Raw genomic sequence first — 14,258 nt, 5'->3', positions numbered from 1 at the left:
GGCTTGCCCGGTTCCGGAGCGAATCCGCTCCGTGACCCCGCGGACCGACGGCTCCCGCGTATCGCGGGGCCGTCGGGCCTGGTCATCTTTGGCGTCACGGGCGATTTGTCACGTAAAAAGCTGATGCCCGCCGTGTACGACCTCGCCAACCGGGGTCTGCTGCCGCCGGGCTTCTCCCTCGTCGGCTTCGCCCGCCGCGAGTGGCAGAACGAGGACTTCGCGCAGGAGGTCCACGACTCCGTCAAGCAGCATGCGCGGACGCCGTTCCGCGAGGAGGTCTGGCAGCAGCTCATCCAGGGGATGCGCTTCGTCCAGGGCACCTTCGACGATGACGACGCGTTCGAGCGGCTGCGCTCGACCATCGAGGAGCTGGACAAGGCGCAGGGCACGGGCGGCAACTTCGCGTTCTACCTGTCCGTGCCGCCGAGCGCCTTCCCGGTGGTCATCCAGCAGCTGAAGAAGCACAGACTGGCCGACCAGACGGGCGGCTCCTGGCGGCGCGCGGTCATCGAGAAGCCGTTCGGCCACGATCTGAAGTCGGCCGAGGAGCTGAACAAGGTCGTGCACGAGGTGTTCGAACCGGACCAGGTGTTCCGGATCGACCACTACCTGGGCAAGGAAACGGTCCAGAACATCCTGGCGCTGCGCTTCGCCAACACGATGTTCGAGCCGGTCTGGAACCGGTCCTTCGTGGACCATGTGCAGATCACCATGGCCGAGGACATCGGCATCGGCGGCCGGGCGGGCTACTACGACGGGATCGGCGCCGCCCGTGACGTCATCCAGAACCATCTGCTGCAGTTGCTGGCGCTCACCGCCATGGAGGAGCCGGCCTCCTTCGACGCGGACGCGCTGGCCGCGGAGAAGACCAAGGTGCTGGGTGCGGTCCGGGTGCCGAAGGACCTGGGCCGGCACACCGTCCGCGGGCAGTACGCGGCGGGCTGGCAGGGCGGCGAGAAGGTCATCGGCTATCTCCAGGAGGACGGCATCGACGCCAAGTCGAAGACCGACACCTTCGCCGCGATCAAGGTCGGGATCGACAACCGCCGCTGGGCGGGGGTCCCCTTCTATCTGCGCACCGGCAAGCGGCTCGGCCGCCGGGTCACCGAGATCGCGGTGGTCTTCCAGCGGGCCCCGCACTCGCCCTTCGACCACACCGCGACCGAGGAACTGGGCCAGAACGCGGTCGTCATCCGCGTCCAGCCCGACGAGGGCATCACGGTCCGGTTCGGCTCGAAGGTGCCGGGCACCTCGATGGAGATCCGGGACGTGTCCATGGACTTCGCCTACGGCGAGTCGTTCACGGAGTCCAGCCCGGAGGCGTACGAACGGCTCATCCTGGACGTGCTGCTCGGCGACGCCAACCTCTTCCCGCGCACGGAGGAGGTCGAGCTGTCCTGGAAGATCCTCGACCCGATCGAGGAGTACTGGGACAGGCACGGCAAGCCCGCGCAGTACCCGTCGGGCACATGGGGTCCCACGGAGGCCGACGAGATGCTCGCACAAGACGGACGGAGCTGGCGCCGGCCATGAAGATAGACCTCACGGACACCACGGCCAGCAAGGTCAACAAGGCGTTGGTGCAGGGCCGCCGCGCGATCGGCACGCCCGCCGTGGGCATGGTGCTGACCCTGGTCATCGTCACCGACGAGGAGAACGCCTACGACGCGTTGAAGGCCGCCGGGGACGCCTCGCACGAGCATCCCTCGCGCACCCTGGTCGTCATCAAGCGCGTCTCCCGCTCCCCGCGCGACCGCACCACCTCGCGGCTGGACGCCGAGGTGCGGGTGGGCGCGGACGCCGGCACCGGCGAGACGGTGGTGCTGCGGCTGTACGGCGAGGTCGCCGACCACGCCGACTCCGTGGTGCTGCCGCTGCTGCTGCCGGACGCCCCGGTCGTCGTCTGGTGGCCGGTGAACGCGCCGCTCGATCCGGCCAGGGACCCGCTGGGCGCCCTCGCGCAGCGCAGGGTCACCGACACCTACGCGTCCGAGCAGCCGGTGCGGGAGCTGTCCGCCCGCGCGGACACCTACACGCCCGGCGACACCGATCTGTCCTGGACCCGGATCACGCCCTGGCGCTCGATGCTGGCCGCGGCCCTGGACCAGGTGGTGTGCGAGGTCGAGGGCGTCGAGGTGGAGGGCGAGGAGTTCAACCCGAGCTGTGAGCTGCTGGCGATGTGGCTCGCGGACCGGCTGGACATCCCCGTCAGGCGGTCGCTGTCGTCCGGACCGGGGCTGACCGCGGTCCGGCTGGACACCGACTGCGGCCCGATCGCCCTGGACCGTGCGGACGGCTCGCTGGCCACGCTGTCCATCCAGGGGCAGCCGGACCGTGCCGTGGCGCTCAAGCGGCGCGAGACGTCCGAGCTGATCGCCGAGGAGTTGCGGCGGCTCGACCCGGACGACACCTACGCGTCGGCGCTGCGCTACGGCGTGGAGCGGCTGATCGGCTCGCCCGCCGCGGAGGCCGGGCCGGTCACGGCGGGCGCCGTGGCGGCCGAGGCCGAGGCCGCGCCCGCGCCCGCGAAGAAGGCGGCGCGGAAGGCCCCTGCGAAGAAGGCGGCGGCGAAGTGAGCACCCCGCAGCTGGTCGTGCACCGCGACAAGGAGCTGATGGCCCAGGCCGCGGCGGCCCGCCTGATCACCAAGGTCGTGGACGCGCAGGCCTCGCGCGGCTCCGCGTCCGTGGTGCTGACCGGCGGCCGCAACGGCAACGGCCTGCTGGCCGCGCTGGCGGCGGCGCCCGCCCGGGACGCCGTCGACTGGGCCCGGCTGGATGTGTGGTGGGGCGACGAGCGGTTCCTGCCCGAGGGCGACCCGGAACGCAATGTCACCCAGGCCCGTGAGGCACTGCTGGACGCCGTGCCGCTGGACCCCGGGCGCGTGCACCCCATGCCCGCGTCGGGCGGCCGGTACGGCAGCGACGTGGACGCGGCGGCGGACGCGTACGCGGCGGAGCTGGCCCGGGCCGCGGGCCCCGAGAACCATGGGGCCGTGCCCACCTTCGACGTGCTGATGCTGGGCGTCGGCCCGGACACCCATGTGGCCTCGCTGTTCCCGGAGCTGCCTGCGGTGCGGGAGACCGAGCGCACGGTGGTCGGCGTGCACGGCGCTCCCAAGCCGCCGCCGATCCGGGTCTCTTTGACGCTCCCGGCGATCCGGGCGGCCCGTGAGGTGTGGCTGCTCGCGGCCGGCGAGGACAAGGCGGAGGCCGCGCAGATCGCGCTGTCCGGCGCGGGCGAGATCCAGGCACCGGCGGCGGGCGCGTACGGCAGGCAGCGCACCCTGTGGCTGCTGGACGCGGCGGCGGCCTCCGGGCTGCCGCGTTCGCTGTATCCGCCGGCCTTGGCGTGAGACGACGGGCGGCGGGGCCGGTGCCCCGCCGCTCCGGTCATTTCACGGACCCCGCCATGACGCCCTGCACGAAGTGCCGCTGGAAGGCGAAGAACACCGCGACCGGCACGATCAGGGACAGAAAGGCGCCGGGCGCGAGCACATCGATGTTGCTGCCGAACTGTCGTATCTGGGACTGGAGTTCCACGGTCAGCGGCTGTGCGGAGGTGTCCGCGAACAGCAGGGCGACCAGCATGTCGTTCCACACCCACAGGAACTGGAAGATGGCGAGGCTCGCGATGGCGGGCCGGCCGACGGGCAGCACGAGCCGGGTGAAGATCCGCCATTCGTTGCCGCCGTCCATCCGCGCCGCCTCCAGAATCTCCTTCGGCATGTCGGCGAAGTAGTTGCGCAGCAGGAACACCGCGAACGGCAGCCCGTAGGCGACGTGGAACAGCACCACCCCGGGGATGGTGCCGAACAGCCCGAGTTGGCCGAAGAGTTTGGCCACCGGCAGCAGACCGATCTGTACGGGCACCACCAGCAGGGCCACCACCAGCAGGAACAGTGGTTCGCGGGCCGGGAAGTCCAGCCAGGCGAAGGCGTATCCGGCGAGGGCGGCGACGACGACCACGAGCACGGTCGTCGGCACCGAGATCAGCACGGTGTTCCAGAACGCCTGGGTGATCCCGGCGTTCTTCAGCAGCGCCGAGTAGTTGTCGAAGGACAGCTGCCGGGGGCCGGCCAGCGCCGTCCACCAGCCGCCCTTGGCGGTGTCCTCGGCCGACCTGAGCGAGGACAGGAACAGTCCCGCGAGCGGAGTCAGCCAGATCAGGCCGATCACCACCAGGAACGCCTGGACCAGCCCGTTGCCCAGGCCGCGCCTGACCGCGTTCATCGCTGACTCCTTCGGAAACGGCGGACGTTGAAGGCCATCGCGGGGATCACCAGGAGCAGGAGCAGCACCCCGAGGGCGCTGCCGAGACCCTGGTTGTTGCCGCCGCCGAAGGACACCAGCCACATCTGCGTCGCGAGCACGGTGGCGTCCTCCTGCACCGGTCCCGGCGCGATGATGTAGACGAGGTCGAAGACCTTCATCACGTTGATGACGAGGGTGACGAAGACGACGGTGAGCACGGGCGCCAGCAGCGGCACGGTGATCCGCCGGAAGGTCTGCCACTCGTTCGCGCCGTCCATCCGCGCGGCCTCCAGCGCGTCCCGCGGCAGGGTGGACAGGCCGGCGCCGATCAGCACCATCGCGAACCCGGTCCAGATCCACAGGTACGCGCCGATGATCGCCGGGGTGACCAGCGCCGGACCGAGCCAGGAGACGCCCCGGTAGGGCGGGGCGAAGTTGTCCGCGGGCAGTTTCACCGCGTATGTGCCAGCGGTGAGCCCGCCGAAGCGGAAGGAGCCGTCGGACGCGGTCGTGGTGCTCGCCACGGTCCGCCCGTCACGCACCGCCTCGACCTTCATCGCGGGCAGTCCGCTCTCCCGCGGGTCGACCTTGCCCTGGGTGCCTTTGCCGCCGGGTGTGAAGTCCAGGTAGACGACTCCGCGCAGTTCGTCGGGGGCGGCGCCGCGGCCGGCCGCCGGGGCGGCGGGCGCGGCACCCGCGGGCAGGTCCTTGGGCAGCACGCCGACCAGCGCGAGCGTCACCGAGTCGCCCGGTGCGGCGTTCGTCCGGTACGAGCCGTCGCCGTCCCGGGTCAGTCCGTGCCCCTCCCGGGCCCGTGCCGTCGGATACGACGAGGAGCCCTTGACGGCGTCGTGGACGGTGACGACGGCGGCGTTCAGCACGCCCTTGTCGGGGTCCTCGTCGTAGGCGAGCCGGAAGACGATCCCGGCGGCGAGGAAGGACACCGCCATCGGCATGAACAGCAGCAGCTTGAACGCGGTGGCCCAGCGGACCTTCTCCACCAGGACGGCGAGGATCAGGCCGAGCCCGGTCAGCAGCGTCGGGGCGACGACGACCCACACGGCCGTGTTCCGGATGGCTTTGAGGGTGGCCGGGTCGCGGAACATCTCGGTGTAGTTGTCGCCGCCGACGAAGCGGGTGCCGGAGGCGTCGAAGAAGCTGCGGCCGATGGAGAACAGCACCGGGTAGACGACGAGGGCGCCGAGCAGGAGCAGCGCGGGCAGCACGAAGAGCAGGGCGATGGTCCGGCCCCGCCGCCGGGTGCGGCGCCTTGGCGGCGCGCCGACGGCGGGCGGGCCCGCCTTCTTCGGTGTGGTCAGGGTGGTCGCGGTCATGGCGGGTCAGCCCCGGTAGGCCTTGGCCGCCGCGGCCTCCAGCCGGGCCGCGGTCGCCTTCGGGTCGGACGGGTCGCGCAGGAAGTCCTGGAGGAGCTTCCACTCGCCGGTGCCCTTGGTGCCGCCGAAGGCCGCGGGTGCCTGGTCGGACATGTCGAAACGGACCGAGTCGCCGGCGCCGACCAGGGACTCGGCGGTGGCGCGGGTGACGTCGTCACCGTAGGCGGCGAGGTCGAGCTTCTTGTTCGGGGACAAAAAGCCGCCCGCCCCGGCCCACACGGCCGCCGCCTCCGGGGTGGCCAGGTACTCCAGGAGCTTCATGCCGGCCTTGGCGTTCTTGCCGTCCTTGAGGACGACGGCCGCGTCGCCGCCGCTGACGACGGGCGCCTTGCCGCCGTCGACCGCCGGGAACGGGAAGAAGTTCGCGTCCTTGCCGACGGTCCGCCCGAACTGGTCGTGGGCGACACCGGCGACGAAGTCGCCCTCGTAGACCATCCCGGCCTCGGGCTCGGGTCCGAACACCTTCTCCACGGAGCCGGGGAAGTCGGTGTTGAGGGCTTCCTTCTGGCCGCCGGCTATCAGCTGCTTGTCCTTGAAGAGCTTGCCGAGGCCGGTGAGCGCCTCGACGACGCTCGGGTCGGTCCACTTCAGCTCGTGGGCGGCGAGGGCGTCGTACTTGTCGGGACCGGCCTGGGAGAGGTAGACGTTCTCGAACCAGTCGGTGAGCGTCCAGCCGTCCTGTCCGGCGACCGCGAAGGCGGCGAGCCCGGAGTCGGAGACGGTGCGGCCGGCCTTCAGCATCTCGTCGTACGTGGTGGGCGGCTCGACGCCGGCCTGGGCGAGGGCGTCGGGGCTGTACCAGACCGTCGACTTGTGGGCGGCCTTGAAGTAGAGGCCGTAGAGGGTGTCGTCGACGCTGCCGTAGTCGCGCCACACGCGGGCGAAGCCGGTGTCGATGCGCTGCCGGGCGGTCTGGGACAGCGGTTCGAGCCAGCCCTCCTTCGCGAACTGCTGGAGCACGCCGACCTGCGGGACCATCACGACGTCGGGGGCGTTGCCGCCCTCGATCTTGCTGCCGACGACGGTGGAGACGTTGTCGCCGGTGGCCATGAACTGGGTCTTGGCGCCGGTCTTCTCGGTGAAGGCGTCCAGCACCTTCTGGAAGTTCTTCTGCTCGGTGCCGGACCAGACACCGGCCACGGTGACGGTCTGGCCGCTGAGCGCCTTGTCGCCGCCGCCGGCCGAGACGGGCTCGCCGCCGCCGCAGGCGGTCGCGCCGAACGCCAGGGCGAGGGCGGTGCAGGAGGTGGGCAGTGTCGTGCGTCGTCGCATCGTCGTTGATGTCCCTTCGGGATGGCTGGGCAGGGAAAACTGACGGGAGCAGCAGGGGGCAGGGAGCGCGGGCCGGGCGCCGGGGTCAGAGGTCGCGTGTCCACCAGGCCGCGGTGGAGCCGGGCAGCACCCCGGCCGGGCAGGGCCCGCTGGACAGCAGGGGCGTGCCGGCCACCGGCGCGGGGGTGGGGGCGGTGGTGAAGTTGACGGCGCAGACCAGGCCGTCGCCGCGGACGAAGGCCAGCACGCCCGGCGGGGACTCCAGCCAGTCGAGCGTGCCCTCGCCCAACTGGGGCAGCGCGGCGCGCAGTTGCAGGCCGTCGCGGTAGAGGTGCCAGAAGGAGCGGGTGTCGGCGACGGCCCGGTCGGTGGCGTACTCGGCGAAGTACTCGGGCTGCGGCAGCCACGGCTTGGCGCCCTCGGCGCCGGAGCTGAAGCCGAACGGGGAGGCCTGTCCGGACCAGGGCAGCGGCACCCGGCAGCCGTCCCGGATCCGGGCGCTGCTTCCGGTGCGCCGGAAGATGGGGTCGGTGAGCACGTCGTCGGGCAGGTCGACGACCTCCGGCAGGCCGAGTTCCTCGCCCTGGTAGATGTAGGCGGCGCCGGGCAGCGCCAGCATGAGCAGCGCGGCGGCGCGGGCGCGGACGGCGCCGAGCCCGCTGCCTCCGGTGGCCGGTTCGCCGTAGCGGGTGACGGTGCGGACCTGGTCGTGGTTGTTGAGGACCCAGGTGACCGTGGACCCGGTGCCGGCGATGTCCTGCATGGCCTCGGAGATGACCTTGCGGAAGGCGTCGGCGTTCCAGGGGGCGCTGAGCAGGTCGAAGAAGAACGCCTGGTGGAGTTCGTCGGGGCGGACGTAGCGGGCGTGTTCGCGGGCGGTGGGCACGGAGACCTCGCCGACGAGCAGCCGTTCACGGCCGTCGCGTGCCGTGTACTGCTCGCACACCGCGCGCCAGCGCCGCCACACGTCGTGCACCTCGGGCTGGTTCCAGGCCAGCGGGTTGACCGAGTCGCGGGTGCGGGCGTCGGCCTCGGGGTCCGGGGAGTCGGGCAGATGGGGGTGCTTGTAGAGGCCGGCGGCGACATCGATGCGGAAGCCGTCGACGCCCCGGTCCAGCCAGAAGCGCAGGGTGCGTTCGAACTCGGCGGCCACCTCCGGGGTGCGCCAGTTCCAGTCGGGCTGCTCGGGGGTGAACATGTGCAGGTACCACTGGCCCGGGCGGCCGTCGGGTTCGGTGACCCGGGTCCAGGCGGGGCCGCCGAACATGGCGTGCCAGTTGTTGGGCGGCTCGGCGCCGTCCGGGCCGCGGCCGTCGGCGAAGTGAAAGCGGGCGCGGGCCGCGTCGCCGGGTGCCGCGGTGAGGGCGGCGCGGAACCACGGGTGCTCGCTGGAGCAGTGGTTGGGGACGATGTCCAGGAGCACCCTGATCCCGAGGCGCCGGGCCGCGGACATCAGCCGGTCGAACTCGGCGAGGTCGCCGAAGACCGGGTCGACGTCGCAGTAGTCCGCCACGTCGTAGCCGTGGTCGTGCTGGGGGGACGGGTAGAAGGGGCTCAGCCAGATGCCGTCGACACCGAGCTTCCTCAGGTACGGCAGCCCGGCCCTGACCCCGGCCAGATCGCCGATGCCGTCGCCGGTGCTGTCCAGGAAGCTGCGGACGTACACCTGGTAGATCACTGCGTCGCGCCACCAGCGGTGGGCCTCGATGTGCTGGGAACTCACCCCGTCGACCTGTCTGTGTGAGCTAACGGTTATGCATGCATGTTAAGTAGTCGCTTCACGAGGGTGTCAATGAAGTGGACGGAAGCTACTGCTGAGTTTGGCCTTCATATCCAGACATGTCTGCCCGTCGAAGCCTCAGTTGAGATGCGCGCGTTACCTAACAGGTAACTACCCGACTATCGGCGGGAGATGGCCGCCAGCTCACGCGCCAGCCGGCGCACCGCGCCCCCGGGCGTCTCCTGCCCGGTCAGCGCGTCGTGCACGACCGCCTGCACCACCAGGCTGACCTGGTCGTAGCGCGGGCTCTTGGGACGCGGCACCGCCGAGAGCACCGCGGCCCGCAGGGTCGGCAGGTAGGGGAACCGCCGTATGAGGTCCGGGTCTTCGTAGAGCGCGGCGCGCACCGGCGGCAGGGCGCCGCGCGTGAGGACCTGGCGCTGGACGCGCTCGCCGGTGAGGTAGGCGATCAGCCGGGCGGCCGAATCCGGGTGCCGGGCATGCGCGTTGACGGCCAGATTCGAGCCGCCGAGGACACTGGTGCCCGGCCCGTCCGGACCCGGCACCGGTACGGCACCGATCCTCCCGGCAACCGCGGAGCCCTCGGCCGACGCGCCGACGTACGCGTACGGCCAGTTGCGCAGGAAGAGCAGCCGGCCGTCCTGGAACGCCTGCTTGGACTCCTCCTCCTTGTACGTCAGCGCCCGCTCGGGTATCCAGCCCTCGCGCACCCCGCACACCAGGAAGCCGATGCCCTCACGGGCCGCCGCCGAGTCCACGGTGACCCGGGCGCCCTCGTCGCCGAGGATCGTGCCGCCCGCCGAGTAGACGGCCTCGGCCGCGTTGACCGTGAGCCCTTCGTAGGGCAGCAACTGGCCCGCGTAGCCGTCGAGTCCGTACTTCGGCGCGACGGTCCGCGCGATGCGCGCCAGCTCGTCCCAGGTGCGCGGCGGGGCGATCCCCTCCTTCGCCAGGATGTCCGCCCGGTACAGCAGCAGGCCCGCGTTGGTGACGTACGGCACCGCGTACAGCCGGCCGTCGTAGGTCGCCGTGTCGACGACCGGCGGCAGGAAGGTCTCCAGCGGGAACCGGTCGCGCGGCAGCGGACGGATCCAGCCGGCCGCGGCGAACTCCGAGGTCCAGTTGACGTCGATGTTCAGCACGTCGAAGCGGCCGCGGTCACCGCCGCGCAGATCGGTGGCCATCTGCGCGCGGGTCTCGTCGGCGGAGTCCGGAAGCTCGACGAGGGTGACCCGCTCGGCGGGATGCGCGCGGTTCCAGCCCTCCAGCAGGGGGCCCAGATAGCCGGTGAGGTCACCCGCGGTGGCCAGGGTGAGCGGCCCGCGGTGCGCGCCGCCGCCCTCGTCGGCACGGGCGCCGGAGGCGACATAACCTGCCAGAACCACCGCGAGAGAGAGGAGGCCCCTACCGGCGGCGCGCATCCACCGCATAGGTTCCTCCTTGCACCCGCGGCGCCGCGCACCCTCGCCCGGCGTCAGAGGCCATGTATACCTGTTAGGTATGGGCGATACTAGGGCCTGGAGCACATTACGAGAACAGGAGGACTGCACGAGTGCGCCTGCCCCTCCTGGCCCTCCTCGCCCGCGGTCCCGCCCACGGCTACGAGCTGAAGCAGGACCTTGAGCAACTGCTGGGCTCCGCGTACCCTCAGCCGAACGTCGGCCAGATCTATGTGACCCTCGGCCGCCTGGAGAAGCAGGGCCTGATCGAGGGCGAGGAGGTCGAGCAGAGCAGCCGGCCCAACAAGAAGATCTACCATCTCACCGACGCCGGGCGGGAGGCGCTGCGCGCCTGGTTCGCGGAACCCGAGGACGAGCCGCGCGTGCGGGACGAGTTCTTCATGAAGCTGGCCCTCGCCCCGCAGACCGGTCTCGCCGACCAGCTCGCCCTCATCAACAAACAGCGGCGCCAGTACCTCAACACCATGCGCAACCTGTCGAGACTGGCCGCCGCCGAGAACCGGGACAACCGAATCGCCCAGCTGCTCATCGAGGGCGCGATGCTGCATCTGCAGGCCGACCTGGACTGGCTGGAGCGGTGCCAGGAGGAACTGGAGGAGCCGGAGTGAGCAACCGCCCCACCGCTCCGGCGCTGTGGGCCGCGGGTCTGGTCAAGACCCACCACGGCCGTGGCGCGCCGGCGCACGCCGTGCGCGGCGTCGATCTGTCCGTGGCACGCGGTGAGTTCGTGGCCGTCACCGGCCCCTCCGGCGCCGGCAAGTCGACGCTGTTCCATCTGCTCGGCGGGCTGCAGCGGCCCGACGCGGGCAGCATCCGGCTGGACGGCGAGTGCACCGACTCCTACAGCGAGGCCCGCTGGGCGGTGGAGCGCAGACGGCGCATCGGGATCGTCTTCCAGTTCTTCAACCTGGTCTCCGACCTGTCCGTCGCCGACAACGTCGAACTGCCCGCGCTGCTCGCCGGCGTCCCACCGAAGCGCGCCCGGACCGAACGCCGGGAGCTGCTGGACGAGTTGGGACTGACCGGCAAGGAGCGCAGCATGCCGGGCGAGCTGTCCGGCGGCGAACAGCAGCGGGTCGCCCTCGCCCGGGCGCTGGTCAACCACCCTCCCCTGCTGCTCGCCGACGAACCCGCGGGCAGCCTCGACAGCAGGGGCACCCGCGAGGTGATGCGGCTGCTGTCCCGGTTCCACGGCCGCGGACAGACCATCCTGCTGGTCACCCATGACGCCCGGCTGGCCAGCGCCGCGGACCGGGTGATCAGCTTCTTCGACGGCCGGGTCGCCGACGACGCCGCGCTGGACCCGGCGCCGCCGCACCGGACCGGGATATCCGGCGTGCTGGAACTGAGGGACTGAGCCGCGGTGTACGACGACCTTCACGGCCCCCGCCCGGGGGCGCGCCGCGGGGCCCGGCGCCCCGTCCCGCGCGGGACGAGGGGCTGAGCCGGTGCGGGCCGCGTTGCGCTGGGCGCACTCCGATCTGCGGACGCACCGCGGCGAGGCACTGTTCCTGGTGCTCGCCACCGCCGGCATCGTCGTCTCGCTGCTGCTGGCCACCGCCCTGTTCGGCTATGCGACCAACCCCTGGCAGCGGATCTTCACCCAGTCCCGCGGCGCGCACGTGTGGATCCACGCGGCGCAGAGCGCGGACACCGCGCGGCTCGCCCGGCTGGACGGCGTCCAGGCCCTCGCCGGCCCCTACGCCACCGAGAAGGTGACCGTCTCCTCCCGCGGCACCCGCGCCTCCGTCGAGTTACGCGGCACACCGGAGCAACCGGCCGTGGGCCGCCCGCTGCTCGTCTCCGGCCACTGGCTGCGGCCCGCCGACCCCGACGGCGTGGTCCTGGAGAGCAGGCTCGCCCGGGCCCTGCTGGCCGAGCCAGGCGACGTGCTGACACTGCCGGACACGGCCCGGACCCTGACGGTCGTGGGCGTCGCCGACAGCCCCGAGCCCCGCTACCGCCCCGGCGAGCAGCCCGGACTCGTCTGGGCCCCGCCCACCGCCCTGCGCGACCCCCGCGGCCAGGTCGTCGGGCTGCGCCTCACCGACCCCGACGACACCGACTACGCCGTGCAGCGGACCGTCACCGTCCTGGGCGCCGGCGCGGTCGGCGAGGTCTCCACCTGGCAGCAGGCGCGGGCCGAGGCGCAGGGCGACAGCCGGCTCCTCGGCCAGATCCTCGGGCTGTTCGGGCTCGGCGCGCTGATCGCGGCCGGGTTCGCCGTGCACGGCGCGATCGGCACCCGGATCCGCGGCCATCTGCGGGACATCTCGGTGCTGAAGGCGATCGGATTCACCCCCGGCCAGGTGGTGCGGATCTTCCTGCTCCAGCATGTCGCCTACGCCGTCCTCGGCGCGCTGGCCGCAGCCGCGGTCACCGAGGGACTGGGCCGCCGGATCCCCGGGCGGCTCGGCGACGCGGTGGGCGTGTGGCAGGGCCTTCCGGGGCACACCCTGACCCTGCTCGCCGTGCCCGTGGGCGCGGTGCTGCTGATCGGGCTGACCACGTCCCTCGCGGCCTGGCGGGCGGGACGGGTGCCGCCGGTGCCGGTGCCCCGGCCCGCGGCCCCGGCCGGCGGGCGGCTGACGCGAGCGGGCCGGCTCGCCCTGGGGCTGGGGCTGCCGCCCGGGCTGGTCCTCGGCTGCCACACGGCGTGCACCGGCCGCCGCCGCTCGCTGGCCACCGTGGGCCGGCTGGCACTACCGCTACTGCTGATCGTGGTGGCCCTCAGCGCCTGGACCACGATCGACCGCTTCCACCGCGACCCGCAGCACGTGGGCCTCGCGGCCACCCTCACCGCCCGTACGGACGGCAGCCTGAGCGACCGCGCGGCCCGGGCCCTGCTGGAGTCCGACCCCGAGGTCGCCGCCGCCTACCCGGGAGTCGAGGTCGCCGCCCTGGTCCCCGGCCAGACCGCCACGATCGCCCTGCGCGGCCTGGGCACCCGCCAGGACCCCTACCCGTACGCGCTCGCCGAGGGCCGCGCCGCGACCGGCCCGGACGAGGCGGTGGCCGGGCAGGGGCTGCTCGACCTGCTGGACGCGCGCGTCGGCGACTGGGTGCGGATGACCGTGGGCGACCGTCCGCAGATCCTGCACATCGTGGGCCGCAGCATCGAACCGGAGAACGCCGGCCGGGTCGTCTCCACCTCGCTGGACACCCTGCGTGAGAACGACCCGCGGCTGGAGCCCGGCCTCTACCAGCTGCGGCTGCACCCGGGCGCCGACCCGCACCGGGTCGCCGCCGTCCTGGCCCGGGCCGGGCAGGGGCACCTGGACGTGCACACCGTGCCGAACCCGGCCGACGGGCTGTCCCCGCTGCGCGGAGTCGTCGTCGGCGTGGTCGCCGTCCTCGCCCTCATCGGGCTGATCGAACTGCTCACCGCGATCGGCGGGACGGTCCGCGAGCGCGAGCGGGACCTGCCTGCACTCAAGGCGATCGGTATGTCCCCGCGGCAGATCACCGCGATCACGGTCACGGCGACCGGCTGTACGGCCCTGGCGGCGGTCCTCGTCGGCACGGCGCTGGGGCTGCCCCTGGCGTGCCGGCTGATCGACACCCAGGGCAGCTCCAGCGGGATCGGCGCCGGGATCGCCCAGTCCCCGTCCCCGGTCCTGCTGCTGGCCCTGGGCGCGGGCGCGGTGCTGGGCGCCGCCGCACTGGCCGCCCTCCCCGCGACCCGCTCAACCCGCCGACGCCTCACAGACACCCTGAACACAGCAACCTGACCGAACAGAGGTGAGCACGCCGGCGGACCGGGCACTCCGCCGACCGAGACCCGACCGTGGCAGGGGACGGGCCGGCGGGTGGGCCGGGCCGAGCGGCGGTCGCTGATCCGCACGGCCCCGCGTTCATCGCCTGCCTCGCGCTGGGCGCCGGATCCGTGCCCGGTGCCGGATCCCGCCCGGTGTCGGATCCGTGCCCGGCACCAGATCCCGCCCGGTGCCGGATGCGTGCCCGGTGCCGGTTTGTGGTCAGCTTCTGCCGCGCAGCTCCCGGTACTTGGCCACCAGGTGGCGTGTGGACGGGTCGAGGCCGGGGACCTCGGTGCCCTCGGTGAGTGCGGGCTCGACGCGTTTGGCGAGGACCTTGCCCAGCTCCACGCCCCACTGGTCGAAGGAGTCGATGTCCCAGA

Annotated in this window: 12 protein-coding genes; 6 read left to right on the top strand and 6 right to left on the bottom strand. The window is 72.4% G+C overall.

Annotation, left to right across the window (positions count from 1 at the left end; genetic code table 11):
- Nucleotides 1-3: 3 nt before the first annotated feature.
- The 3 genes from zwf to pgl are packed head-to-tail and all read left to right on the top strand — an operon-like array spanning nucleotide 4 to nucleotide 3,355.
- On the top strand, nucleotides 4-1,533 hold the full coding sequence (gene zwf, locus ABT245_RS38095; protein WP_351743302.1) for a glucose-6-phosphate dehydrogenase: 1,530 nt from the start codon (nucleotides 4-6) through the stop codon (nucleotides 1,531-1,533).
- On the top strand, nucleotides 1,530-2,576 hold the full coding sequence (opcA, locus tag ABT245_RS38090) for a glucose-6-phosphate dehydrogenase assembly protein OpcA (RefSeq protein ID WP_351743299.1): 1,047 nt from the start codon (nucleotides 1,530-1,532) through the stop codon (nucleotides 2,574-2,576). Before zwf ends, opcA begins: the two co-directional genes overlap by 4 nt.
- On the top strand, nucleotides 2,573-3,355 hold the full coding sequence (gene pgl, locus ABT245_RS38085) for a 6-phosphogluconolactonase (RefSeq protein WP_351743296.1): 783 nt from the start codon (nucleotides 2,573-2,575) through the stop codon (nucleotides 3,353-3,355). Before opcA ends, pgl begins: the two co-directional genes overlap by 4 nt.
- Nucleotides 3,356-3,392: 37 nt before the next feature.
- Here pgl and ABT245_RS38080 read toward each other — a convergent pair whose 3' ends face one another.
- From ABT245_RS38080 to ABT245_RS38060, 5 genes are all read right to left on the bottom strand, one after another.
- Nucleotides 3,393-4,232: a carbohydrate ABC transporter permease gene (locus ABT245_RS38080; protein WP_351743294.1), complete on the bottom strand. Its 840-nt coding sequence runs from the start codon at nucleotides 4,230-4,232 to the stop codon at nucleotides 3,393-3,395.
- Nucleotides 4,229-5,587 (bottom strand): ABC transporter permease, encoded by a 1,359-nt coding sequence (locus ABT245_RS38075; RefSeq protein WP_351743291.1) that lies wholly within the window; start codon nucleotides 5,585-5,587, stop codon nucleotides 4,229-4,231. Before ABT245_RS38075 ends, ABT245_RS38080 begins: the two co-directional genes overlap by 4 nt.
- 6 nt (nucleotides 5,588-5,593) lie before the next feature.
- On the bottom strand, nucleotides 5,594-6,919 hold the full coding sequence (locus tag ABT245_RS38070) for an ABC transporter substrate-binding protein (RefSeq protein ID WP_351743288.1): 1,326 nt from the start codon (nucleotides 6,917-6,919) through the stop codon (nucleotides 5,594-5,596).
- 85 nt (nucleotides 6,920-7,004) lie between these two features.
- Complete coding sequence (locus ABT245_RS38065; protein WP_351743285.1) at nucleotides 7,005-8,642, bottom strand: glycoside hydrolase family 13 protein; 1,638 nt, start codon at nucleotides 8,640-8,642, stop codon at nucleotides 7,005-7,007.
- Between the two features lie 176 nt (nucleotides 8,643-8,818).
- Nucleotides 8,819-10,090, bottom strand: coding sequence for an ABC transporter substrate-binding protein (locus ABT245_RS38060; RefSeq protein ID WP_351743283.1), 1,272 nt, complete (start codon nucleotides 10,088-10,090; stop codon nucleotides 8,819-8,821).
- Nucleotides 10,091-10,212: 122 nt separating this feature from the next.
- Here ABT245_RS38060 and ABT245_RS38055 point away from each other — a divergent pair, with 122 nt between their 5' ends.
- The 3 genes from ABT245_RS38055 to ABT245_RS38045 all read left to right on the top strand — a co-directional run bounded on the left by ABT245_RS38055 (nucleotide 10,213) and on the right by ABT245_RS38045 (nucleotide 13,851).
- A complete protein-coding gene (locus tag ABT245_RS38055) occupies nucleotides 10,213-10,728 on the top strand; it encodes a PadR family transcriptional regulator (protein WP_351743280.1) in 516 nt (171 codons plus the stop codon).
- Entirely contained in the window at nucleotides 10,725-11,477 is a 753-nt protein-coding gene (locus tag ABT245_RS38050; RefSeq protein ID WP_351743278.1) for an ABC transporter ATP-binding protein, read from the top strand. The genes ABT245_RS38055 and ABT245_RS38050 overlap by 4 nt, the downstream gene beginning before the upstream one ends.
- 91 nt (nucleotides 11,478-11,568) lie before the next feature.
- Nucleotides 11,569-13,851 (top strand): ABC transporter permease, encoded by a 2,283-nt coding sequence (locus ABT245_RS38045; protein WP_351743275.1) that lies wholly within the window; start codon nucleotides 11,569-11,571, stop codon nucleotides 13,849-13,851.
- Between the two features lie 246 nt (nucleotides 13,852-14,097).
- Here the strand turns inward: ABT245_RS38045 and ABT245_RS38040 are convergent.
- On the bottom strand, nucleotides 14,098-14,258 hold a 161-nt coding region (locus ABT245_RS38040; protein WP_351743391.1), incomplete at its 5' end, for a phosphoglucose isomerase-related protein.

The organism is Streptomyces sp. NPDC001508 (assembly GCF_040298665.1).
Classification (GTDB): Bacteria; Actinomycetota; Actinomycetes; order Streptomycetales; family Streptomycetaceae; genus Streptomyces.
The sequence above is the reverse complement of the archived record's forward strand: the minus strand, read 5'-3'. Positions and strand labels throughout refer to the sequence as shown.